Source organism: Collinsella sp. AM18-10 (genome assembly GCF_003471585.1).
In the GTDB taxonomy this organism is placed as follows: domain Bacteria; phylum Actinomycetota; class Coriobacteriia; order Coriobacteriales; family Coriobacteriaceae; genus Collinsella.
Genome location: NZ_QRJO01000001.1, coordinates 37306 through 60757 on the forward strand (window position 1 = coordinate 37306; position 23452 = coordinate 60757).

General features: G+C 59.6%; 16 protein-coding genes. 3 read left to right on the forward strand and 13 right to left on the reverse strand.

Annotation, left to right across the window (positions count from 1 at the left end; translation table 11 throughout):
* Window positions 1–55: 55 nt before the first annotated feature.
* The 3 genes from larB to DW211_RS00160 are packed head-to-tail and all read left to right on the forward strand — an operon-like array spanning window position 56 to window position 2308.
* Window positions 56–838, forward strand: coding sequence for a nickel pincer cofactor biosynthesis protein LarB (gene larB / locus DW211_RS00150; RefSeq protein WP_118227178.1), 783 nt, complete (start codon window positions 56–58; stop codon window positions 836–838).
* A gap of 10 nt (window positions 839–848) precedes the next feature.
* The gene (locus DW211_RS00155) at window positions 849–1766 is read left to right on the forward strand and encodes a LarC family nickel insertion protein (RefSeq protein ID WP_118258546.1); all 918 of its coding nucleotides are present in this window, start codon (window positions 849–851) and stop codon (window positions 1764–1766) included.
* Between the two features lie 2 nt (window positions 1767–1768).
* Window positions 1769–2308 carry a TetR/AcrR family transcriptional regulator gene (locus DW211_RS00160; RefSeq protein WP_158568453.1) on the forward strand — a complete coding sequence of 180 codons (540 nt, stop codon included), beginning with the start codon at window positions 1769–1771 and terminating at the stop codon, window positions 2306–2308.
* 302 nt (window positions 2309–2610) lie between these two features.
* Here DW211_RS00160 and larD read toward each other — a convergent pair whose 3' ends face one another.
* From larD to DW211_RS00225, 13 genes are all read right to left on the reverse strand, one after another.
* The gene (larD, locus tag DW211_RS00165; protein WP_117765423.1) at window positions 2611–3342 is read right to left on the reverse strand and encodes a D/L-lactic acid transporter LarD; all 732 of its coding nucleotides are present in this window, start codon (window positions 3340–3342) and stop codon (window positions 2611–2613) included.
* 49 nt (window positions 3343–3391) lie between these two features.
* Window positions 3392–4669, reverse strand: a complete 1278-nt coding sequence (larA, locus tag DW211_RS00170; RefSeq protein ID WP_117647964.1) for a nickel-dependent lactate racemase — start codon at window positions 4667–4669, stop codon at window positions 3392–3394.
* A 529-nt stretch (window positions 4670–5198) separates the two neighbouring features.
* Window positions 5199–8012, reverse strand: a complete 2814-nt coding sequence (locus tag DW211_RS00175) for a phosphoenolpyruvate carboxylase (protein ID WP_369832357.1) — start codon at window positions 8010–8012, stop codon at window positions 5199–5201.
* Window positions 8013–8269: 257 nt separating this feature from the next.
* Complete coding sequence (gene hisS / locus DW211_RS00180; protein WP_118258549.1) at window positions 8270–9583, reverse strand: histidine--tRNA ligase; 1314 nt, start codon at window positions 9581–9583, stop codon at window positions 8270–8272.
* A 171-nt stretch (window positions 9584–9754) separates the two neighbouring features.
* Window positions 9755–11059, reverse strand: coding sequence for an MFS transporter (locus DW211_RS00185; RefSeq protein WP_118258551.1), 1305 nt, complete (start codon window positions 11057–11059; stop codon window positions 9755–9757).
* A 123-nt stretch (window positions 11060–11182) separates the two neighbouring features.
* Window positions 11183–12481 carry a M20 family metallopeptidase gene (locus DW211_RS00190; protein WP_118258553.1) on the reverse strand — a complete coding sequence of 433 codons (1299 nt, stop codon included), beginning with the start codon at window positions 12479–12481 and terminating at the stop codon, window positions 11183–11185.
* A gap of 116 nt (window positions 12482–12597) precedes the next feature.
* Window positions 12598–13581: a DMT family transporter gene (locus DW211_RS00195; protein WP_118258554.1), complete on the reverse strand. Its 984-nt coding sequence runs from the start codon at window positions 13579–13581 to the stop codon at window positions 12598–12600.
* A 201-nt stretch (window positions 13582–13782) separates the two neighbouring features.
* Window positions 13783–15972: a YhgE/Pip domain-containing protein gene (locus tag DW211_RS00200; RefSeq protein ID WP_118258556.1), complete on the reverse strand. Its 2190-nt coding sequence runs from the start codon at window positions 15970–15972 to the stop codon at window positions 13783–13785.
* On the reverse strand, window positions 15973–18738 hold the full coding sequence (locus DW211_RS00205) for a YhgE/Pip domain-containing protein (protein WP_233540902.1): 2766 nt from the start codon (window positions 18736–18738) through the stop codon (window positions 15973–15975).
* Window positions 18739–19275: 537 nt separating this feature from the next.
* Window positions 19276–21300, reverse strand: coding sequence for a molecular chaperone HtpG (htpG, locus tag DW211_RS00210; protein WP_118258557.1), 2025 nt, complete (start codon window positions 21298–21300; stop codon window positions 19276–19278).
* Window positions 21301–21502: 202 nt separating this feature from the next.
* On the reverse strand, window positions 21503–22006 hold the full coding sequence (locus tag DW211_RS00215; RefSeq protein WP_117799977.1) for a GNAT family N-acetyltransferase: 504 nt from the start codon (window positions 22004–22006) through the stop codon (window positions 21503–21505).
* A 39-nt stretch (window positions 22007–22045) separates the two neighbouring features.
* The gene (locus DW211_RS00220; protein ID WP_022094060.1) at window positions 22046–22696 is read right to left on the reverse strand and encodes a tyrosine-protein phosphatase; all 651 of its coding nucleotides are present in this window, start codon (window positions 22694–22696) and stop codon (window positions 22046–22048) included.
* Between the two features lie 17 nt (window positions 22697–22713).
* The gene (locus DW211_RS00225; RefSeq protein WP_118258559.1) at window positions 22714–23451 is read right to left on the reverse strand and encodes a CpsD/CapB family tyrosine-protein kinase; all 738 of its coding nucleotides are present in this window, start codon (window positions 23449–23451) and stop codon (window positions 22714–22716) included.
* Window position 23452: the final 1 nt, after the last annotated feature.

Here is a 23452-nt window from a genome sequence, read left to right on the forward strand (position 1 = left end):
TGTTCGGAAACATACCCTTTGAGTGCTAAACTTTGCGCCGTCGAAGGGAACATATATGGATAAGCGAGATCTAGAGCAGCTGCTGAGCGATGTTGCCGGCGGAGCAGTCACCCCTGCCGACGCCCTCACGCGCATCCAGACGGCTCCGACCGCCGATTTGGGCTTTGCGCAGCTAGACCTTTCGCGCGGGGTGCGCCAGGGAGCCGGCGAAGTTGTCTACGGCGCCGGTAAAACCGCCGAGCAAATTGCCGCCATTATCAAAGCATTACTCGATGCCGGCCAGGAGCGCATCCTGGTCACGCGCCTGGACGACGAAAAGGCAGCCCGCACCTCGGAGCTCCTCGGCAACGGCATCGACCTGGGATATGTCCCGGACGCCCAGCTCGCCCTCGTGGGTGGCAAGCCCTCCCCCAACGGCAACGGACGCATCGTCGTCGCCTGCGCCGGCACGAGCGACCTGCCCGTTGCCGAGGAAGCCGCGTTGACGGCCGAGTTCTACGGCAACGAGGTCGATCGCCTCTACGACGTGGGTGTCGCCGGCCTGCACCGTCTGCTCGCGCATGCTGAGGAACTTGCCCAGGCGCAGGTGGTCATCGCCATCGCCGGCATGGAGGGCGCCCTGGCGAGCGTCATCGGAGGCCTTGTGAGCTGTCCGGTCATCGCCGTCCCCACCAGCGTGGGCTATGGCGCGAACTTTGGCGGCATGGCCGCACTGCTCGCCATGCTCAACTCCTGCGCCAGCGGCGTTTCGGTCGTCAATATCGACAACGGCTTTGGCGCCGCCTATCAGGCAAGTCTTATCAATCATCTGAGCGCCGGCACGTCCTGCGCCCGCTAAGGAGCATTTCATGTCCAACCATCAGCACACGCTTATCATCGACGGCACCTCGGGCATCAGCGGCGACATGACCGTCGCGGCCCTGCTCGACCTGGGCGCCAGCGAGGAGCATCTGCGCGACCAGCTCGCCACGCTGCCGGTCGGCGGCTTTGAGATTGCCGTTACACGCGTAAACAAGCATGGCATCGACGCCTGCGACTTTGATGTTCAGCTGGCTGAGGAGCTCGAGAACCACGACCACGACATGGTCTGGCTCTACGGCAACGAAGCGGGCACCGAGCACACACATGAGCATGAGCACTACCATCATGATCATGGCGAGCACGAACACGAGCACTGCCACGAGCATGACCATGAGGCCCACGGTCATGGCCACGAGGGTCACCATCACGCCCACCACCATCACCACCGTTCTTTGGCGGATGTCACCGCCATCATCGATGACTCGCAGCTAAGCGATGGCGCCAAGCGTCGCGCGCTCGCCATCTTTACCGCGCTCGCCGCCGCCGAGGCCAAGGCCCACGGCAAAACGACCGAGACCGTCATGTTCCACGAGGTGGGCGCCATCGACTCCATCGTCGACGTCTGCTCTGTCGCCATCTGCCTCGATGACCTAGGTATTGAGGACATCGTGGTCGAGTCGCTCTCCGAGGGTCACGGCACCATCCGCTGTGCCCACGGCCTTATGCCCATTCCTGTCCCCGCTGTCGTCAACCTGTGCCAAGCGGGCAATATCGCCCTCACGCCCGCGCCGGTCGCCGGTGAGCTCGTGACGCCCACGGGCGCCGCCATCGTCGCCGCACTGCGCACGTCCGAGCACCTGCCGGCCCGCTACCGCATCGAGGCCGTCGGCTACGGCGCCGGTAAGCGCCCCTACGAGGGTTGCTCCGGTACGCTTCGCTGCCTGCTCGTTCACGTGGACGCATAGCCGTGGATGCCCGCAAGGCAAAAAGCCGCGCTGCCATCGTTGCGGCGTTCTCCGAGCTGCTGCGCGAAGAGGACTACGGCAAGATCACCGTCGGCGACATTATCGCTCGCGCCCATGTGGGTCGGGCCACGTTCTACGGCCTCTTCAAAAGCAAAGATGACCTACTGTCCGAACTCGTGAGCGACATCTGCACCCACTCCCTCGACGACGATGGCACACCGCTCGACGACCCACTCGTGCAGGTCGAGCATATCCTCAACAACCTCTGGGAGCGCCGCCAGGGTGTACGAGCCCTCGTAGCCGGCGCCGGCTCACGTGTCTTCGCCGACTGCTTACGCAAGACCATCATGTCACGAGCAGCCGAAACCGTCCCCACCGACCCAAACGGCGCCGCCGCCACCATGGACCGAAGCTTCCTACTACACCACATAGCCTCAAGCTTCGTAGGAATGGTCCAATGGTGGGCCTGGCACAACTTCCAAGCAGATAGGGCCGAAGTAGCCAAAGACTACCTATCAGCCATACAGCCCCTCTTCAGCTAAGTAAGCCCCCCATCCCAAAGCGCCATCCCAGCAAAGCGCCCATCCCTTCCCCAAGTCACGTTTTCTTGTAAGGGCACCCAAAAACAAAGCGCCCCTCCCATCCATATTCAGATATATATGTTGGGTTGCTTGTTCCAACGCGACTAAAATCCCGCAGCTGGCCGCATGGGGTAACTTCCCAGCGCATTCCGCAGGACGCAAAAAGGCTCGCCGCACGAAGTGCGCAGCGAGCCTTTTTGCATGTCCGAGGACGCGCTGGGAAGTTACCCCATGCGGCCAGCGGACAACTATGTAGCCTTGGACTAGAACATGCCCAAGAAACCATGCACAAACAACGCAGCCACGATGGCACCGACAAACGGAGCGATGCCAGGAACAAGCAGGCCGTACTTCCAATTGTTGTCAGCCTTGTTCTTAATCGGCAGCACCTGATAGGCCATGCGAGGACCAAGGTCACGTGCCTGGTTCATGGCGAAGCCGGTGATGCCGCCCATGCCCATGCCAACGGCCCAGACAATCAGGCCGACGCAGATGGCGAGCATCAAAACGTTCTCGCCAGCACGGCTAGCAGCAGCAAGGATGGCGCTAATGAACACGAAGGTGCAGATGGCCTCGCAGAAGAAGTTGCGGGCATAGTTCGTACCCTCGGTGGTGGGGTTGGTCGAGAAGATGTTGCGCTGGGCAATGGGGTCGACGACGCCCTCGGAAGCCTTGAACTCATCGGCATACATAAACCAAGCGATCACGGCACCCACAAAGCCGCCGAGCATATCGGCAAGCATGAAGGGGATGCAGTTGCCCCACGGCACCAGGCCGACGATGCACTGGGCAAGCACCATGGCGGGGTTCATGCACACAGCGCCACCAAAGACAAACAGGCAGACCGAGATGCCAAAGGACCAGGTGGTGATGGCAAACATATGGCCGGAGCCCTGATACTTGGTGCCCTTGAGCACGGTATCGCAGTGAACACCCACGCCAAAGACGATCATGAGGGCCGTTGCGCCGAATTCGCAGAGGAGTTTGGTAAGCATAAAACCTTATCTTTCTTGTCGGTTATAAACGATTCGTTTAAGCCGCGCACTAGTGCTGTGCGACAACAACACCCAGGCCATCGGGGATGACGGCGACCTTGGCATCGGCACCCTTCATCTCAAAGGCGAGCTTGAGCGCTTCCTCGATAGTGTTGACCGGCGTCATGTGCATATCCTTGAGCATCTGGTGATCGCACAGGTCGGTGACCATGATCACAGGGTGATGCGCCAGGATGCGGGCAAAGATCTGGCTCGTCCACTGATCGGGCAGGGTCTCGTCCTTAGGACGATCGATGCAGGCGCGCTCAAACTCTGCCGGATCGTTGTCGGCGATGTTGTGATAGAAGCCCTCGCCGCCGTGACCGTCGGCACAACCGGCGACGTCGATGATCACACCGCCCTCGGGAAGCGTGGCCTCGGCAGCGCACATGCCCTTCACAGCCTGATAGATGTTCTGATCGAGGGGGTAGCCGCCGTTAGTGGTAATGGCGATCTCGCACTCGACGGGCTCAACGCCGGCAAGGCTCTTCACGAACTCGCAGCCAGCCTCGTGCGCCTTGTGGATGTCGCCGGCAAAGGAGCCAATGACCTCGTGCTTGCCGTTGAGCACCACGTTGAGCACAAAGGCAAGGTGAGCCATCTCGGCGGCGGCAAACATGTCCTCGCTCACGTGGTTGTGGCACAGGTTGCCGGCACGCGAGTGGGAATCGTTCACAAACTGACCGTTGTGGTTGTACATGATGGTCTTGTAGCTGGCGATGCCAGGCAGGACGGACTTGCGGCTACCAGAGAAACCGGCAAAGAAGTGCGGCTCAATAAAGCCCTCGGCAAGCAGCAGATCGCAATCGGCAGCGATCTTGTTGATGATGCACTCGCCACCAGAAGGCAGGGTGCCGATCTTTTTCATCATGCTGTCGTCAGTCGCGACGTGCATAACGATTTCTTCGTTGGCAACGATCTCCTCGCCGTACTTGTTGACGAGCTCCTCGTGCGTCGACGGACGATGCATACCCGTAGCAACCAGAATGCGAACGCGCGCCTCAGGCGCAGCGGAGTGGATGTGATGCAGCAGAATAGGCATCGTCACACGCGAGGGAACGGGACGCGTATGATCTGAGCTAATGATGACAATATCCTTCTTGCCAGCACAAAGCTCCTCGAGCGAAGGCGAGCCGTAAGGGTTGGCAAGCGACTCCTCCACCAGCTCTTCCTGCGATTTCGTGGTCTTAAACTCGTTTTGATGACCTTCCATCACACCCGCGAAGTTCTTATCCTCGAGTTCCAGATGCAACGTCTTGTGGTCAAACGGCAGTTCACATTCAAACAATGACGAGCGCCCTCTTCCTTTCAACTGACACACTAGATAAACCGTTGGAAGGATACGCCGCTCACCGAAAAACACCACCGTCTACCGACTCATTAACACAACGTTCATATTTGACCCACAACAAAACGACCGCGATCCCAAACAGGATCGCGGCCGCTACAGTCGTAAGGCGAGAAGCGCCAAATGCGCCACCAGGATAGACCCCATCCAAAACGCGCGAAGCGCGCCATTCTTCTCCTCAACTTTAATCCCTGAAGACCGAGGACGAAGAGACCCGATGGGTTTCCCTCTGAATGCATTCCGCAGCACGAAGCCCCATCAAAGTGCGCGAAGCGCGCTACCTTTTCCCCAGCGGTAATCCGTCGAAGACCAGACATCGCAGGGCCCGCCATCAGTTTACTTTTAGGCACACTCCGCAGGACGCAAGAAGCCCTCGCCGCACGAAGTGCGCAGCGAGGGCTTCTTGCATGTCCGAGGACGTGCCTAAAAGTAAACTGATGGCGGGCCCGGACGACTACAGGGCTATCGATTACCCCGTGTTTTGCAATCCTGCCGAGACGCCGGTCACAGTCGAAAGAATCAGGCTCATGTACTCGGCCTTCTTCTCCTCGGCCATCTCGTCCTGGTTCATACGCACCTCGCGAAGGGCGCGGACCTGGGCGATGGACAGGGCGTCGACGTAGGGGTTGCGCACGCGGACAGCGCAGCCAAGCACGCGGCGGCGCTGTAGCGGCCACTCGTCACCGACGATGGCAAGGACCCACTTACGGGTGAGCTGCATCTCGGTGAAGACCTTCTCGGACAGATCCTGGCGATCGCCCAGGTGCAGATACATCTTGGCAATGCGCTGGTCGGTCTTAGCGATCGACATCTCGATGTTGTCGATAAAGGTGCGGAAGAACGGCCACTCCTGGTAGGCAGCCTTGAGCTGATCAAGGTCGCCAAGCTGCTCGCAGGCAGTACCCAGGCCGTACCAAGCGGCCAGATTGATGCGCGCCTGGCTCCAGCTGAAGATCCACGGAATGGTACGCAGGTCGTCGAGCGACTTGGCGCCCAGGCCGCGCTTGGCGGGACGCGAGCCGATCGGCAGCAGACCGACCTCGGTCAGCGGCGTCACGGTCGAGAACCACGGTGTAAAGTCCTCGGTGTTCAACAGGTCCAGATAGCGCTCATGGCTTACTGCGTTGAGCTTCTCCGCCATATCCCAGAACTTCTGCGTGGTCTCGGTGTTGGTCTTCTCGACACTCGGGGCCGACTGCAAAAGCGTTGCGGCGGCAACGGACTCAACATGGCGCTGGGCCAGCGTGCGGTTGCCGTAACGGGCAAAGATGACCTCGCCCTGCTCGGTGAGCTTAAAGAAGCAGTTGACCGAACCCTTGGGCTGAGCCAGCACGGCCTTGTTGGCCGGGCCGCCGCCACGGCCCACGGCGCCGCCGCGACCGTGCATGAGCACCAGGTCGATATCGTTCTTCTCTGCCCACTTGGCGATGCGCTCCTGCGCGGAGTGCAGCGCGAGCATGGCCGTGGTAGGACCGGCGTCCTTGGAGGAGTCGGAATAGCCCAGCATGACCTCCATGCGGCGGTTGGTCTGGGCAAGGCGCTTTTGCACCACGGGCAGCGTAAGCATCTGGTCGAGCACGTCGACGCAGCCCTCGAGGTCCTCGAGCTGCTCGAACAGCGGGATCACGTCGAGCTCGGGGACATCCTCTTCGTGTGCAAAAGACAGGTGGGCCAGCTCAAAGACGTCGGCCACATGCTGGGCACTCTTGGTGAACGAGATGATGTAGCGGTGCGCCATCTTCTTGCCGTAGCGCTTTTGGATGGAGCCGATAGCGCGGAAGGTATCGATGACCTCGCGCGTCATGGGCTGCAGGTCGCCATGGATACCGTTCTCGTGGATATCCTTGAGGGCGCGGGCGTGCACCACGGAGTGCTGACGGAACTCCATCTCGACCATATGGAAGCCGAAGGACTCGACCTGCCAGATGATGGTCTGGACCGGGCCGTAGGCAGCACGGACGGCACCGCAGGCGGCCAGGGAGCGCTGAACGACACGCAGGTCATCCAAGAACTCGTCTGCGCTGTGGTACATGGTGTCGGTGATGCGACGCACGGTGGCGTTCAGACGGTCGGCCATGACGAGCATGACGGCGCGATGCGGCTCGTGCTCGGAGATCAGCTCGGCGCGTGCGGTGTACTGGGTGCTCATCTCGACCTGATGGTTCCACAGGTTGATGAGCTCGGCAGACGGCTTGCTGTAGGTGGCCTCGAGCGTGAGGTTGCGACCGATGCGGCGGCACTTGTCCTCGAGCTTGAGCACCATGTGAGTGAAGTACTTGGCGGCGACCTCGCGGCTCACCTTGGCGGTGACGTTGGGGTTACCGTCGCGGTCGGAACCGATCCAGCTGCCGGGATGGAAGAACGCCGGGCACAGCGGCGGCACGGTACCGGCCTTGTCGCCCAGCACCCAGTCGTCAAAGCGACGATAGATGACGGGGATGACGTCGAACAGCGTGTTATCGAAGATGTCGATGATGGTATCGGCTTCCTCGACCGGCGTGGGCTTCTTGAGCGCGATGGGGCTCGTACGCACCAGGGCGTCGATCTCCTGCAGCATATGGCGCTCGTTCTCCACCAGGTCGGAGCCGCCCAGACGCGGACGCTCCTCCAGCAGGTTGGAGATACGGCGAATCTTGCCCTCGACGGCCTTACGACGGGCCTCGGTGGGATGCGCGGTAAAGACGGGATGGAACTCGAGCTTGCCGAGCAGCTCGTTGGCGCCCTCGGCACCCATCTCGTTTACCAACTGGTGATAGGCGACGGTGAGCTCGTTGGCGGGATCGACCTCGGTATCGGTCGATGCGCCGGCCTCGCGCTCGCGCAGCTGCGCCACACGGTAGTTCTCCTCCGACAGGTTTGCCAGGTGGAAGAAGCTCGTAAAGGCGCGAACGATGACCTGCTGCTTATCGAGCGGCAAGCTGTCGATCAGATCGACGACCTCACGGAATGCCACGGCGGTGGGCTCGTCGGCGGTGGGCACGCCCTGCTCGTCGACGGCCTCGTCGGCAGCGCGGGTACCGGGATTGCCGGCATTGGCCACAATCTCGGCCGACAGGATCTTGTCGAACAGGTCCGCGATCTCAGGATCATACTCGCTAAGCACACGACGCTCCAGGCGCAGGAACAGCGCCAGATTGTCGCGCAGCTCCTCGGGGATCTCGATCTCGGCGAGACGCTCCCTGGACTCGGCATTCGAGCCGATTCGGTTAACGAGGCGGTTGACCACGGCAGCGACGCGCGCCGCGGCTTCGGGTACAGACTGGTTGCTTAGGTTCTCAGCCACGTTTCCTCCCATTCCTCCTTCTATGCACGTAACATGCGGTATTCATTATAGGCGCTTGGGAAATACTTTCGACACTGATTGCGCTTTACCACACAAAAGTATTTTCTGCATTGCAAGGGTTTTTGCCCTAAATGGTCGTATTTCTCGGTGGACGGCATACACAAACGGGGGCATTCCGCATAAATGCGAAACACCCCCGTAACAATCGCTCGCAATGGACGGGACACTCAAGCGGGTCCGCAGCTCAAAAAGATGCGCTACAGGCGCTCGCGAACCGCCTCGACCACGTTGGCCAGATCGACGAGAACCTCGTCATGGCTCTGCATGTCGCGTACCTTGACCTTGCCGGCGGCAAGCTCGTCGCCACCCAGGACCAGGATGAGCTTAGCGCCCACCTTGTCGGCCTGCTTAAACTGAGCCTTGAGCGAACGGCCCTGATAGTCTGCCTCGGTCACGATGCCCGCGGCGCGAAGCTCCTGCGTAATGACAAAGACGTTCTGGCGCAGCTCCTTGCCGGCGTTGGCGACATAGACGCACGGGACCTCATCGGCACCCAAATCGCTGCCAAAGGCCTGCAGGGCCAGCAGGGCGCGCTCAAAACCGACGGCGAAGCCGACGCCGGCCGTGGGCTTGCCACCCTCGAGCTCGACCAGGCCGTCGTAGCGGCCGCCGCCACCGATGGAGCCGACGCCGGCACCGGGAGCCTCGACCTCAAAGACGGTGCGGGTGTAGTAGTCCAGACCACGCACCAGTGTGGGATCCTCGACATACTCGATACCGGCGGCATCCAGATAGCGCTTGACCTGCTCGTAGTGCTCGCGGCACTCGTCGCACAGGTTGTCGCCCATCAGCGGCGCGTCGGCCATGATCTCGCGGCAGTGGTCGTTCTTGCAGTCGAAGGCACGCAGCGGGTTGAGCTCGGCGCGCTCGCGGCACTCATCGCACATCTCGTCAGCGTGATCGAGGATAAACTGCTTGACCTGCTCGCGGTAAGCCGGACGGCACTGAGCGTCGCCCATCGAGTTAATGAGCAGACGGAGCTTGGAAAGATCGAAGCCCAGGCGCTTGTAGAACTCCATGAGCATGATGATGCACTCGGCGTCTGCCGCCGGATCGGGAGCGCCGAGCCACTCGATACCCACCTGGTGGAACTGACGCAGGCGGCCCTTCTGGGGACGCTCGCCGCGGAACATGGCCTCGGCGTAGTAAGCCTTAAACGGCGTGGAGCCCTGGGGCACCAGGTTGTTCTCCACGACTGCGCGCACCACACCGGCCGTGCCCTCGGGACGAAGCGCCAGGCGCTGCTTGGGCTTGAGTTTTGTGTCGGTACCCTCGGTAAAGACGCGCTCCAGGTTGGCGCCGCTAAAGACGCGGAACATCTCCTTGCGAACGACGTCGGTCGACTGGCCGATGCCGTGGACAAAGACGTCCACCTGCTCGATCGCGGGCGTCTCGATGGGCTTAAAGCCAAACGGCTCGAACACGCCGGCCGCAATCTGCTGCATCTTTTGCCAGGCGCGCATCTCGGCGCCGATAAGGTCGCGGGTTCCCTCCGCCTTCTGTGCCTGCATGGGCAAACACCTTTCTTTTGTATCGCGTCATAGGTAGTGGACATTATACGGCACAAAGCAGCAACGCGGCGGCGCGTCTGACCGAACGAGGGTATGGGAACTCGTTCGGCCAGACACGCCGCCGCGGTAGCCACGGACGAAGCGGACAAGCGGCAATGCGCTTTGGCCTATCTACTCCCCCGCCACGCTCGCGCGCAGCTTGGCAGCGATGGGTTCGGACGCCAACAGGAACACGAGCATAATCGCGGAGCACACCAGGCACACGATCCAGGTGCTCGCAAAGGAGCCCGTAGCGTCGAACAGCACACCCGAGACGATGGCGCCCACGGTGCCACCGACCATCTCGAGCGAGGTAATGGTGCCCGTGACCTTACCCAGGTCGGCCATGCCAAACTGCTTAGACGCAGCGATCGTGGGCGTAATGGTGCCCATGCACGTTCCGATACCAAAGCTAATGGCAGCCACGATGGGGCCGAGGTCGGTTGCGGGGAAGCACAGGGCGACGCAGGCGACGATGCACGCAACGGACCCCAACACATTGCCGAAACGCAGGCCAAATCGATCATAGATGGCGCCAAGGGAGATCTTGGCGATAACGACGGTAACCATGTAGGCCGAAAGCACGGTGCCTGCCCACATGGGGTCGTGGCCGCCCGTGACGATCTTGGTGCCGTTGACGGTGACGCTCGTCATATTCGTAACCTGGTTGGGCAGGATGGCGCCATTGACAAGGCCCATAAAGAGGAATGCCGCGACGAGCAGCCAAAACGCCGGGCTCTTCTTGATACGAGACCAGCCGACGCTGACCTCGGGGGCTGCCTTCTCGTTCTTATCACCCGTGGCAGAAGCAGACGAGTCGCCTGGATTCTCGCCGAGCGGCTTAAGACCGATCTCGGAAGGCTTGGTGCGGAAGGAATAGGCCGTGATGGGCAGCGCCGCCACCATGCAGATAGCCGCGAGCACCAGGAAGGCGGAACGCCAGCCAACGCTCACGATGAGCGAGCTCACGATGGGAGACAGAATAGCGCCGCCAAAGCCCGAGCCCGAAAGTGCGATGGAGATGGCAAGGCCTCGCTTGGCCGTAAACCAGTTGGCGGTCACTAGGCTGATGAGCAGGCGGGTCGAGGCGACGGCAAAGCAGCCCGAGACGGCAAAGAGCACGTAGACCTGCCACAGCTCACCGACAAAGCTCATGCCGGCAAGAACGGCAGAGGTGGCGATTACAGTGAGGGAGCCCAAAACGCGGCCGCTTACTTTATCGGCGACATGGCCAATGACAAGCGAGCCGATAACGCTCACCACGGTGGAGATAGCGTTGGAGATGTTGTACTGCGCAAGCGTGATACCCAGGTCGCTTACGATGAGCGGCTGGAACAGGCTCATGCAGTTGACGAAAATCGTGTAGCACGTGGCCATGATCACGAAGCCAGAGGCCACCACGAGCCAGCCGGGGAAGAACTTACGCTGCTGGGACATACTGCTCCTTATTTAACAAACGAATAGCCGGCGCCGGGCGCCGGTAGTGCCCAAGATTGCCTTGAAAGACAAGGGCATAGGCCTTACGGCCATGCCCGCAGGCTTGAAAGGCAAGGTTGGGTGCTACCGGTGGTCGGCGATATAGCCCAAAGCGACGGCGGTATAGGCCGCGGCACCGAGCGGCAGCTCGGCATCGTTAAAGCGCGCCTTGGGATGGTGCTGGGCAAAATGCTCATCCGTATCGGTTACAGCGGCGCCCACGGTAAAGTACGCACTCGGGATCTCGCTCGAGATCAAAGCGAAGTCCTCGCTCGCCATGGCGTGGAACAACGGCAGGAAGGCAGCCTTGGGCAGCACCGCGCCCACGTAGCCAAGCGAGGCCTGGGTCATATCGCTGTCGAGCACGAGCGGCGGAACGTCCGAAAGCGTCTCGATGGTTGCCAGCGTACGATATGTTGCGGCAACGCCGTTGACGACCTCCGCGATGCGGGTCTTAAGGTGAGCCATGAGCTCGACATCGAAGCCGCGCAACGTTCCCTCGAGCACGCAGGTGTCGGGGATGACGTTGGCCGCCAAACCGCCAGCGAACTTACCCACGGTAAGCGCGACCTCCTTGGCCGCCGGCACCTCGCGAGAGATAAGCTCCTGAAGCGCCAGGTGCACATGCACGCCGGCCGTGATGGGGTCGATGCAGATCTCGGGGCTCGAGCCATGGCCACCCTTGCCCTGCAGCGTGATGCGGAAACCGTACACGCCCGAGAGCGCCGGACTCCCATAGAGCACCAGGCCAAGCGGCGACTGGCTATTGACATGCATGGCAAAGGCGGCCTGGGGACGCGGGTTCTGCAGCAGACCGTCGGCGATGGCGGCGCGGGCACCCTCAAAGGTTTCCTCGCCCGGCTGGAACAGCAACTTAACTGTGGCGTTAGCGTCGACAAGCTCGGACTCGCGGGCCTTGAGCAAACGGGCCGCGCCGAGCAGCGCCGTCGCATGCATATCGTGGCCACAAGCGTGCATGCAGCCGTTGGTGGAAGCGAAAGGCTCGCCCGATTCCTCGACAACGGGCAGGGCATCCATGTCGCCGCGAAGCATGATAACCGTACCGGCCTGCTCGTCCTTGCACGTGCCATTGCCCTGAGCGGCCGCGGCGGCACCGGCGCCGACAAGGCCCACAACACAGGAACCATCGACGAGCGTGGCAAATGGGATTTCCATCTCGGTCAGGCGCGCTTGAATATACGCAGAGGTCTGCGGGAGGCTATTACCCAGCTCGGGCATCTGGTGTAAATCGTGTCGCCACACAGCGAGCTCGTCTGCAAAAGCCTGAGCTTCTGCAACGAGACCGTCACCGATAGCGGCCTGCGCCGCTGCGGTGGCCTTGGGCGCTGATTGCGGTTGAAGATCGGACAGAGCTGGTGCCATAAATGCCCTCCAGTAACGTTTTTGCAGCAAGCACTTTGATAGCGTAAAGTGCAAGGTACAACTTTAAGGGCGACGCATAAAAAATGCCGCCCCGAGAGGGCGGCGCAACAAGTTGTTTACAATTGCGGGTGTGATTTTCGGCGCAAGAAATCGAAATGCGTCTCGCTCAAGATAATCGACAGGAAGATGAGCGCGAAGCCGGCAAGCAGGCGCGAGGTGAGCGCCTCCCCCATCAGCAGCACCGAAAACAACACGCCCGAAGGCGACTCCATCGAAAGAAGCAGTGAGCCCGTCGAGGCGGGGACATGCGCCAAACCGACGTTTTGGACGAGCAGCGCCACGCATGTGCAGCCCACCGAGAGGAAAACAGCCACACCGATAAACTCCGGCGTCCATGCAGAGAGGGGCGCCTGAGTCTCGAATAGCAGCGACGTGATTAAACTCAAAACGCCATTGCCCACAAACATCCAAAACGTGATGACGTTGATGTCCATCTTGCGACCGTACTTGGCAGTCACCGCCATCTGGATGGCGAAGAAGATCGCGCCGCCCAAGGTAATAACATCGCCGGCATTGAACTCGACGCTATCGAGCGCTACCAGGCCAATACCCGCCAGGCACAACAACGCTGCACCCAGGTTATACCGGGTAAGCTTTTCACCGCTCAGGACATAGCTTGCAAACGGCACAAGGATGCAATACGTGCCGGTCAAAAAAGCGCTCTTGCCCGCCGTGGTCTGTGCCAGGCCGATCGTCTGCAAACCGTAGGCACCCCACATGAGCGCGCCCATGCCAAGCCCGACGATCAGGTTGCGGGCATTGAAATGAGCGATGATGCGCTTATGGAAAATTGCAAACATAACCAGTGATGCCGGGAGAAAGCGAACATAGACCAGCTCGAACACCGGAATGGTGTCGAGTGCGTCCTTCATGGTGGTAAAGGAATAGCCCCAGATGACCGCCACCGAAAACAGCAAGACCTTCCAGAAGAACGGAGAACGCGCTCCGGCGCCGCGGGAGGTACCGCCGGCGCCCAGGTCCTCCCGTGCGACAGGGCTATCGGGCATGTTTTCGATTTCATCAACGGCATTCTGGGCCATAGGGCATCCTCGCGCTCAGTCTGGGCGTGGTGTCCGCACGCACATGGCCGCGTGCCGCCTCATGGTCAAATAAAAACGGGACGCGCCGGACCCCCGGCACGCCCCGCTACTGTAGCAACAATCAAGCAGCCCATGCAATTCACTACGCTAAAGCATCGGGTTGGAAGACCTCGATGTTCCGGCGGCGTTTACGTAGCTGTATTAAATCAATTTGGTCGACTCCAGCTTTTCGATAATCCAGTCGTTGGCTTTGATGACCGGGCGGCGGAAGACGACGCCCAGGGCCAGCGACGGAATCAGGTAGCTCGCCAAGATACCCAGCTCAATCCAGTACTCCATATGGTAGGCGCCGGCCATGGCGGCATGCATGGCGTTGATGCCGTGGGTAAACGGCAGGAACGGATATATCGCCTGGAACACGGGACCGGTCATCTCGATGGGGAACGTGCCGCCCGAACCGCCGACCTGCATGACCAGCAGCACGACGGCGAGCGCCTTGCCGATATCGCCAAACGACACGGTGAGCGTGTAGACGATATTGGAGAACACGAGACTCGCGACCCAGCCGGCAAGTACAAACTGCAGCGGGTTGTCGCATTGGATGCCAAAGAACAGGATGTCGCCCGCGCACACGAGTGTCGCCTGCAGCAGGGCCAGACCTCCAAAGAACAGGTAGCGGCCCAGGTAGATCTCGTGCAGGCGCACGGGGATGAGCTCGTTGATGAGCTCATCGTCAACCGAGACCTTCATCATGGCCGCCAGCACGATCGAGCCGACCCACAGCGACAGGATCGTATAGAACGGCGCCATGGCCGAACCGTAATTGCGGATCGGATAGACCGGCTTGCGGTCGAGCGCGACGGGGCCGGAAAGCGACACGGCCAAACCCTCGGGATCGTTGCCGATCATCGTCTTGATCGTGGCAAGGTCGTCCGACATCAGGGCGCCATCGAGCTCGTCCTTAAAGGCGCTGATCTTGTCCGATGCCTCGCCCAACTGATCAGAAGCCTTGTTGACCAGCGTCGCAGCCTTGGAGAGGCCCTTTGCGAGCGAGCCAGAGGCGTCGGTCAGACCGCTCACGGCGCTATCCAAGTCACCCGAGATACCGTTCAGGGAATCCAGAACGCCCGAAATGGTCTTCTTGAGCTCCTTGGCCTTAACCGAGAACGTGGAATCGTAGTCGGACTTGGCTCCCGAGATACCCGCCTTGGCATCGGCGATGGCCTGGTCGACCTCGGCACGCGTGCTGTTGACCTCTGCCATGCTGTCGTAAAGGGACTTTGCGGTTGCCCTCAGGTCGTTGGCATTGTTACGATACTCCGTCGCGATCCTGCCCAGCGATGTAGCCACAGACTTGAGGCTGTCCTGGAGCTTTTCGTCACTCACCTGATCGGCAAAGCTGCGAAGCTGGTCGGCCGTGTCGTCGATTTCCTTGGCACGCGTATCGAGCGCCGCCGCGGCATCGTTGAGCTGGGACACCGTGAGGTCAACATGCTGGTTTGCGGCGTAGAAAGCCTTCGCGAGCTCGGCGGACACGTTGTCAAACGAGCCCGCACTTCCGTCAATCGCGGCGTTGATAGCGTCGTTGGCGGCCTTGAGTGCTTCCTTGGAATCACTAATGCCGCTCTCGGCGTGCTCCATCAACTGCTTGGTAGATTCATCGACCTTACCCGTCTGCTGGAGCATACCGCTCGCCGACGTCAACGAATCGGAGGTCGAGCTCAAAATGCCCGCAAGCGAAGTCGCGTTGGCTTGAACGTCCTGCAGGTCCTCGACCGAATCGCCCAGTGTCGAGGACAGGTTGGCGATAAAGTTGCTGACCTGATCGGTGCTCATGTAATCGAGCAGGCTGGACACCGTCTTTAGACCGATGGTCGTGATGGTCTTGGTAAAGGTCTCATTCACCTGGCTCTGGACGGCGCTCGAACCCTTTTCGGTCACGATCTGGGCGATGGCGTTAGCCTTCTGGTTCTCGTAGAACTCGATATCGGCGTGCTTCACCTCGGTCGAGAAAAGCGTCATCATGTCGGCGCTAAACGTTTTAGGGATAACGACGGCAGCGTAGTACGCGCCCGACTTAACGCCCTCAATCGCCTTATCGCGGTCATTGAGGACAACCCAGTCAAAGTTCTCGTTACCGCGCAGGGTCGCCGTCACGTTTTCGCCCACGTTGATCTCGACGGGAATCAGATCGCTCTCGTAACCCTCGTCGGTGTTGACCACGGCGATCTTAAGATTGCCGGTGTTGCCGTACGGATCCCAGCTGCCGGCGATGTTAAACCACGCGTACAGACATGGCACGATGATCAGGCCCATCACGACGACCATGCCGATCACGGAGCGAGACACATTTTGGACATCGCGCTTAAACAGGTGCAGGATGTTTTTCATTTATGCCTCACCTCCTTTGGAGTGCTTGCCGATCGGGGCGTTATTTTCATTCATCACAAACGTGTCATCCCCGTTCTCGGGCACATGGACCGCATCGCGATGACCACATTGGCTGACAGTCTGAGTCTTGGGTTCAGACCCCCGCTCGCTCGCATTCAAGCCGAACATGCGACGAGCGGCAGGAATGGCGGCCGTGTGCTCGCGCATCTCGCGACGCAGGTCCTCATCCGAAAGCGCCGAGATGCGCATCTGGGTATTGAGGCTCGCGCGGATATATTCGATATTGATAAGCCAGCCGCAGATGGCAATAACCGAGATGATCCAAATGACCAGCAGGATGATCTTGCCATTATTGTCGATATCGAGAACCGTCGACAGGACAAAGAGCAGGACCTGAACGCCCACCACGGCGGCAAAACCGCCCTTGATGTAGTACGGGTAGCGATGTTCAAAGGCGACCGCATGATCGAGCAGTTCGCGACGATACGAATCGGAATCGAGCATGACACGCATGGCCGTGCGCAGCGAGTAGCGCTGGCGCGGCAGGTCATTGGACTCGCAGATCATCAGACCCGTCGTGGAAAGCTGCTTATCAAAGAGCAGATTGAGGTTGAGCAGCAGCGGACGCAGCTGCAGACCGATAAAGAGCGCCACGATCAAGAACACGCCCAAGATGCACAGGTTGAACAGGTAGTTGAGCGAGTACATGCCGCCGACGGTCTCGCGCAGCAGGTTGATGCCATAGGTGAAGGGCAGCAGCGGATGCAGCCATTGGAAGAAGCCGGGCATCATCTCGATGGGATACATGCCCGACGAGCCGGGGATCTGCACAATGACGAGGATGACGCCAATGGCTTTACCGATATGCTTAAACGTGGTGGACAGCGCATAGATGATGTTGACGTAGGTGAACGAAATAGCGATGCCGCCCAGTACAAAGAGCAGCGGATTGACGCACTGAACGCCAATGACCAGATCTCCCACCGTAACGATGATGGCCTGCAACGCACCCAGGATCACCAGCAGCAGCCAGCGGCCAAAGTAGCCCTGACGCGCCGTAAAGCTACCGATGCCTTCGCGGTCGACCTCGAGCTTGTAGATGGCGATAAGCACGTAGCCGCCCACCCAAAGCGCTAGGTTGGTATAGAACGGGGCAATGCCCGAGCCGAAGCTCTTGACTGGATAGATCGACTTGGACGCGAGCTCAACCGGAGATGCCATGAAATCTGCCACGTCATTGACGTCGACGTCCATGAGGTCGGCTAACTCGCCCATAGACTCAGAGGTCTGCAGCGCCGCAATGTCATTGGCGGCGGTCGCGAGCTTGTCCTGAACCTTGGCAAGGGAGGCGTCGGTTTGGGACAGCGTGGTCTTTGCCTGCTTGAGCGTGGCGTCGAGCTGCGCCAGCGTGCCGCGCGCGCTCGCTATCGTGGGGGTCATACCCGACACAATGCCGGTCAAATCGCCCGAAACGGCGGCAAAGGAGTCAAGCGCGCTCGAAGCCTTCGGAAGTGCGTTCTGACCCAGATCGGTCTGAGCCTGACCGAGGTTAGCCGTACCGGTCTGAATTGCCGCGTTGAGTGCGTTGCTCGCGTTCGAGATTGCCGTAGCGTCGTTTGCCATGGCGCTCGACTGTGCAGAAAGGCCATCCTTGATGCTCTGCAGCTTCTGGTTTTGCTCGCGAAGCGAATCGATGGTCGATACAATGCGCGCGTCAATTTCCTCGGAACCTGTCGACGTGTCATTAACGAGAATCTCCAAGTGCCCGATAACGGCCTTATTGTGATCGATCGTCGCCTGGAGAGACTCGAGCGAGTTGTCGATGCGGGTGGTCGTAGATGTGACCGTACCCGTTAGCTTGCCAATCGCAGCGTTCGCGGAGGCTGACGTCTTGGTGAGTGCAAGGCTACCTTCCGAGAGTGCCTTGGAGAGCGAGGTGATAGAGTTGCCCGCCGTGGCGCAAGCCTCGCCCAGCAGGTCGTTGCCCTGGGAGATTGCCTGCGTCAGCGACGGTGCCTGACCTTGCAAGCCGGCAAGCGCCGCATCAGCCGAGGCGATAGCGCCACTCGTCTTATCGATGGCGGCATTCATATCGCCAATCGAATCGCGCACCTCACCCAAGGTGTCGGATGCCTCGGACACCGAACTTGTCAGCGAGTCCTGAGTCTGGCTTGCCTTGTCCTTTAAATCGACACCGGCATCCTTGGCGATACTGGCAACAGTCTCGCCCACCGTGGAGACAAACTCCGAGTTGATCTGCTCCTCGATGGTGTTGGCACCGGTATCGGTGACCTTGGGCGCAATGGCGCTCTTCTTCTCATTGACGTAATAGGTGAGCTTCGGCTGATGGTAGTTGCCGTCGAGCATCGAGACCAGATTGTCGGAGAAGTTCTTGGGGATTACAATCGCCGCGTAGTATTCCCCGCTCTCGACGCCCTCTTTGGCATCGGCGGCCGAATCGACGAAGGTCCAGCCCAGCTGATCGTTTTCCTTGAGCTGATCGACCACCTTATCGCCCGCATTAAGCTCGCCCACTAGGTCGTTCTGGGTGCCCTGATCGTTGTTGGCGATAGCGATTTTAATGCCCTGGGTGTTTCCATACGGATCCCAGTTGGCCACGATGTTGTACCAGGCATACAGCGAGGGGATAACGCATACGCCCAGGGTAACCACCAAGGCGACGGGGTTCACAAGCAGTCGCTTAATGTCGCGCTTGAATATCGCAAAGGAGACCTTTGCATCGGATAGTTTGCTGCCGAGACTCACGCTTGGACCATCCATCCTGTCGTTGAATCGAATCGTACTATCGATAACCATTGTACGTAGGCGCTTTGGCGCCTCGAAGCACAATGGTATTGAGTTTTGCGGGTAGCAATATACTACGAAGATTAGTTAACGTACAGTTGTACAGTATCTCAAATTTCAGCAGGTCGCAAAACCACAACCCGCACAAATTAACAATCCGAATAGTCATCGGGGGCGTTCTTAAACGACCAGTCAAACAAGAACGTCCCCAACGACTAATGGTGCAAGGAATGTCCCAAACTGCCGGCAGAAAAGGAACGTCCCCAAGTGCCACATTCCCCAACGACTAGTCATTTAAGAACGTCCCCAACGACTACCCATAACAACGCCGATGTTTTGGCGCAGACAGCGAAAGCCCGCCAGAGCGAGCAAGGTGCCTTGAAACGAGGCGGCATTGACCTTCTGGTCATGCCGCCGAAGTTGAAAGGCAGATTGCCGCTCTGGCGGGCTTGCAGCGTCGAGTGGTTACGCGGTTCGTAGAACCGCGTAACCCCCTAGTTACATCAGCTCGCAGACAGCCGCCGCGAAGGCAACGGGATCCTCAGGGAGGATGCCCTCGACCAGCAGGGCCTGATCGTAGAGCAGGCCGGAGTACTGCTTGATCTTGTCGGCGTCGCCGGCCTTCTGGGCAGCGACGAGCTTGGCGAAGACCGGATGCTTGGCGTTGAGCTCGAGCACGCGCTGGCTCTTGGGCATACCGTCGGGCGCGCCCTCAGGACCCTTCTGAAGCACCTTCTCCATCTCGAGCGAAAGCGGACCCTCGGTGGTGATGCAGGCGGGAGCGTCAGTCAGACGCGCAGAGACGGCAACCTTCTCGACCTTGTCGCCGAGCGCCTCCTTCATGGCGTTAAAGAGATCCTCGTTCTCCTTGGTGGCGTCCTCGGCCTCCTTCTTCTCGTCATCGGTCGCCATGTCAAGATCGCCGGTCGCGACGTTCTTAAGCTCCAGGTGACGATCCTCGACCTCGGGCTTGGCACCATCGGCAACGGCCTTCTCGGCAGCCTCGCGAGCAGCGTCATCCTCGTAGACCTTGGGCATATCGGCAGCCACGTACTCACGCATGGCCTGGAAGGTGAACTCATCCACGTCCTGCGTCAGCAGCAGTACATCGTAGCCGCGGTCGAGCACGCCCTTCACGACGGGCATCTTGGCCAGACGCTCGCGCGAATCGCCGGCGGCATAGTAGATTGCCTTCTGGCCCTCGGGCATGCCCTTGGCATACTCAGCAAGGGTGATCATCTTCTGCTCCTTGGCAGACCAGAACAGCAGCAGGTCGGCGAGCTCGTCGGCCTTCATGCCGTAGCTCGAGTAGATGCCGTACTTCAGACCGCGACCAAAGTTCTCAAAGAACTTCTCGTATGCCTCGCGGTCGTTGTCGCGCATGTCCTCAAGATCGGCAGTGATCTTCTTCTCGACACGCTTGGCAATGGCCTTGAGCTGACGGTTCTGTTGCAGCGTCTCACGCGAAATATTGAGCGTCACGTCGGCAGAGTCCACGACACCGCGCACAAAGTTGTAGTAGTCGGGCAGCAGGTCGTCGCACTTCTCCATAATCAGCACGTTGGAACTGTAGAGCGCCAGGCCCTTCTCGTAGTCCTTGCTGTACAGATCGAACGGGGCGCGACCCGGCACAAACAGCAGCGCATCGTACTCAAGCGTACCCTCGGCATGGAAGCTGATAGTGCGCGCGGGATCGTCAAAGTCGTGGAACGTGGACTTGTAGAACTCGTTGTAATCCTTCTGCTCAACGTCGGAGCTGCGCTTTTTCCAAATCGGCGTCATGGAGTTGATGGTCTCGAGCTCCTGGTAGTCCTCGTACTCGGGCTTGTAGTCGTCGCCGGCGTCCTCGGGCTTGGGTTTCTGGCGGCTCTTGCTCACCATCATCTGGATCGGGTAACGCACATAGTTGCTGTACTGCTGAATCAGGCTCTTGAGGCCCCACTCGGTCAGGAAGCGATCGTAGGTCTCGGCCTCGCCGTCGGCGTCGAGCTTCTCGTTCTCGCGCAGCGTCAGGATGACATCGGTGCCGTGCTCGGCGCGCTCGCCGTCTTCGATGGTGTAACCCTCAAGACCATCAGACTCCCACACGTGAGCGGTGTCCTCGCCATAGGCGCGGCTGACAACCTTTACGTGGCTGGCAACCATAAAGGCAGAGTAGAAGCCCACGCCAAACTGGCCGATGATGTCGACATCGGAGCCCTGCTGCTCGGCGTTCTCGGTCTTAAACTCCTCGGAGCCGGAATGGGCGATGGTGCCCAGATTGCGCTCGAGCTCCTCGGCGGTCATGCCAATGCCGTTATCCGAGATGGTAATGGTGCGGGCGTCTTTATCAAAGGAAACGCGAATAGCCAGGTCGCCCTGGTCGAGCTTGACGCTCGGGTCCTGCAGGCTCTTAAAGTTGAGCTTGTCGACGGCGTCGCTCGCGTTAGAGATAAGCTCGCGCAGGAAGATTTCCTTATTGGTGTAGATGGAGTTGATCATGAGGTCGAGCAGTTTTTTGCTCTCGGTCTTAAATTGACGCATGTGCAGTCCTTTCGCGCTACCCCCGTCCGCAAAAACGGCCCGGTTGCCCGAGCCGCATCGCAGACCTGCTATGTTCAGACTTAGATTTTATAACCCATTAGCGCGCATATATACATACGGAATCGAAAAACTGTATGTCCAAACGCTCTGATGCGCCAATTGCCAAGGAGTGTCCCCAACTGCCGGCAGAAAAGGAACGTCCCTATCTGCCACCCTCGACCCGTTTGGCCATCCAGGCATGGGGCTGGCCTTCATCCTCATAGTCCACCGGGGCAATCTGCGTGTAACCCGCCTTGGCATAGAGCGGCAGCACGTATTCCTGCGCGTGCAGCTTAATGAGCTTGGCGCCGGCATCACGCGCGGCGGTATCACTGGCCTCGACAATCTTGCTCGCCAAACCACGACGACGCATAGCCGGCAGCACGGCGACGCGCCCCATAATGTAGGTCTCCCCCGCTGCGACGCCTTCGTCCAAGTCGCACGCCGGCGACACCGGAGCCTCTGCGTCAGCCGCGCGCTCAAGCTCTTCGGGAAACACGCGCGAGCAACCGGCAAGCTCGCCGTCTACATAGAGCGTCACATGAATGCAGTTCGGGTCCTCGTCGATAGCGTCGAACTCATTCTCGTAGCCCTGCTCGTCCATAAAAACGACGCGGCGCACCAACGCCGCGTCATCAAAGCATCCCGTCTTAAGTTGGATATCCATGGCTGCCCTTTCATTCAATGAGAACGTTAGGGACAGATTTTAGCGAAAATGAGCTCCGCGCACGCTAAACTTCGCGCGAGCCTTCGCCAGGCAGTCGTAATGACCCACGTTATGGGCATCGCTCGCGATGAAGCTGTACAGGTTCTGATCGAACAGGCGCTGGGCCGGCTTTTTCTCGCGACCAAAGCGACCACCGGCAATAAAGTCCGCCGAAGCCTGCAGCTTGCAGCCCATATCGACCAGGCGTTCCGCCACGCTTACATCCTTTTGAACCGCACGATAGCGCTCAGGATGAGCGATGATCACCTGGTAGCCACGGCACTGCAAATCGTAAATCGTGTTCTCGTATTCTCTAAACGCATACGCATCGGCATGCGTCGAAAGCTCGAGCAGAAACTCGTTGGTCCCATCGAAATGCAAGTGCTCCGCGGCATCGATACCAAGTTCAACGAGCTTTCGATGGTTGACCTCGAAGCCCATCTGGAGCGGAAAACCGTCAGCGTTATCGCGCAGCAGCTCAAAGGCATCCCACATCTTGTCGTAATCAAAATAGGGATCACGGCAGTGAGGAGTGCAAACGATTCTGGTTACACCGGCCCGCTTGGCAGCCTCGAGCATCGCCAAGCTCTCATCGAGATCGGCGGCGCCGTCGTCTACACCCGGCAAGATATGGCAATGAATGTCACGCATAGGTCAGCCTTAATCAACTAAACGTTTGCTCGGTTGGTAAAGATGCCCTTTTTGGAAGTGCCCTGACCGTCGGAGCCCTTCTTAACCTTCTTACCGTCCTTGGTGTAGTAGGAGTAGTAGTACTCGCTGGTCTCGGTCTCGCAGTAGTTCATAACGGTACCGATGAGCTTGACCTTCTCGGACTTCTTAAGCTGACCGATGGCGTTGAGCGCCTCTTCGCGCTTGGTAAAGTTCTCGCGCACCACGAACAGCGCGCCGTCGGTCAGGCTGGCAATCTCGGCAGCATCGATGAAGGTGCCAACCGGGGGAGCATCGAAGATGACGTACTGGAACTTAGCAGACAGTGCCTTGACCAACTTGGAAAAGCGGTGAGAGACGATGATGTCGGCAGGATTGGGAATATGCGGCTCAGCATCGAGGAAGTAGAAGTTCTTCTGACCCGTCTCGACAATTGCCTGGTCAATGGAGATCTGCTCGGAAAGGACCGCATAGAGTCCACCGCGGGAGCGGACGCCGAGCATATCGGCAAGGGACCTGCGGCGCATATCGCACTCGACCAGGAGCACGGACTTGCCGCTCGTGGCGATTGCCTGAGCAAGGTTAATGGAAACCGTAGACTTGCCCTCGTTGGGAATCGAGGAGGTAACGGTGATGGTGCGAATGGGGTCGTCCACGCTCGCAAAGCGGATGTTGGCCAGAAGGGTCTTAGCGGCATTCTGTACAACGAGCTTATCGGTGTTCTTTGCCTTAGCCATG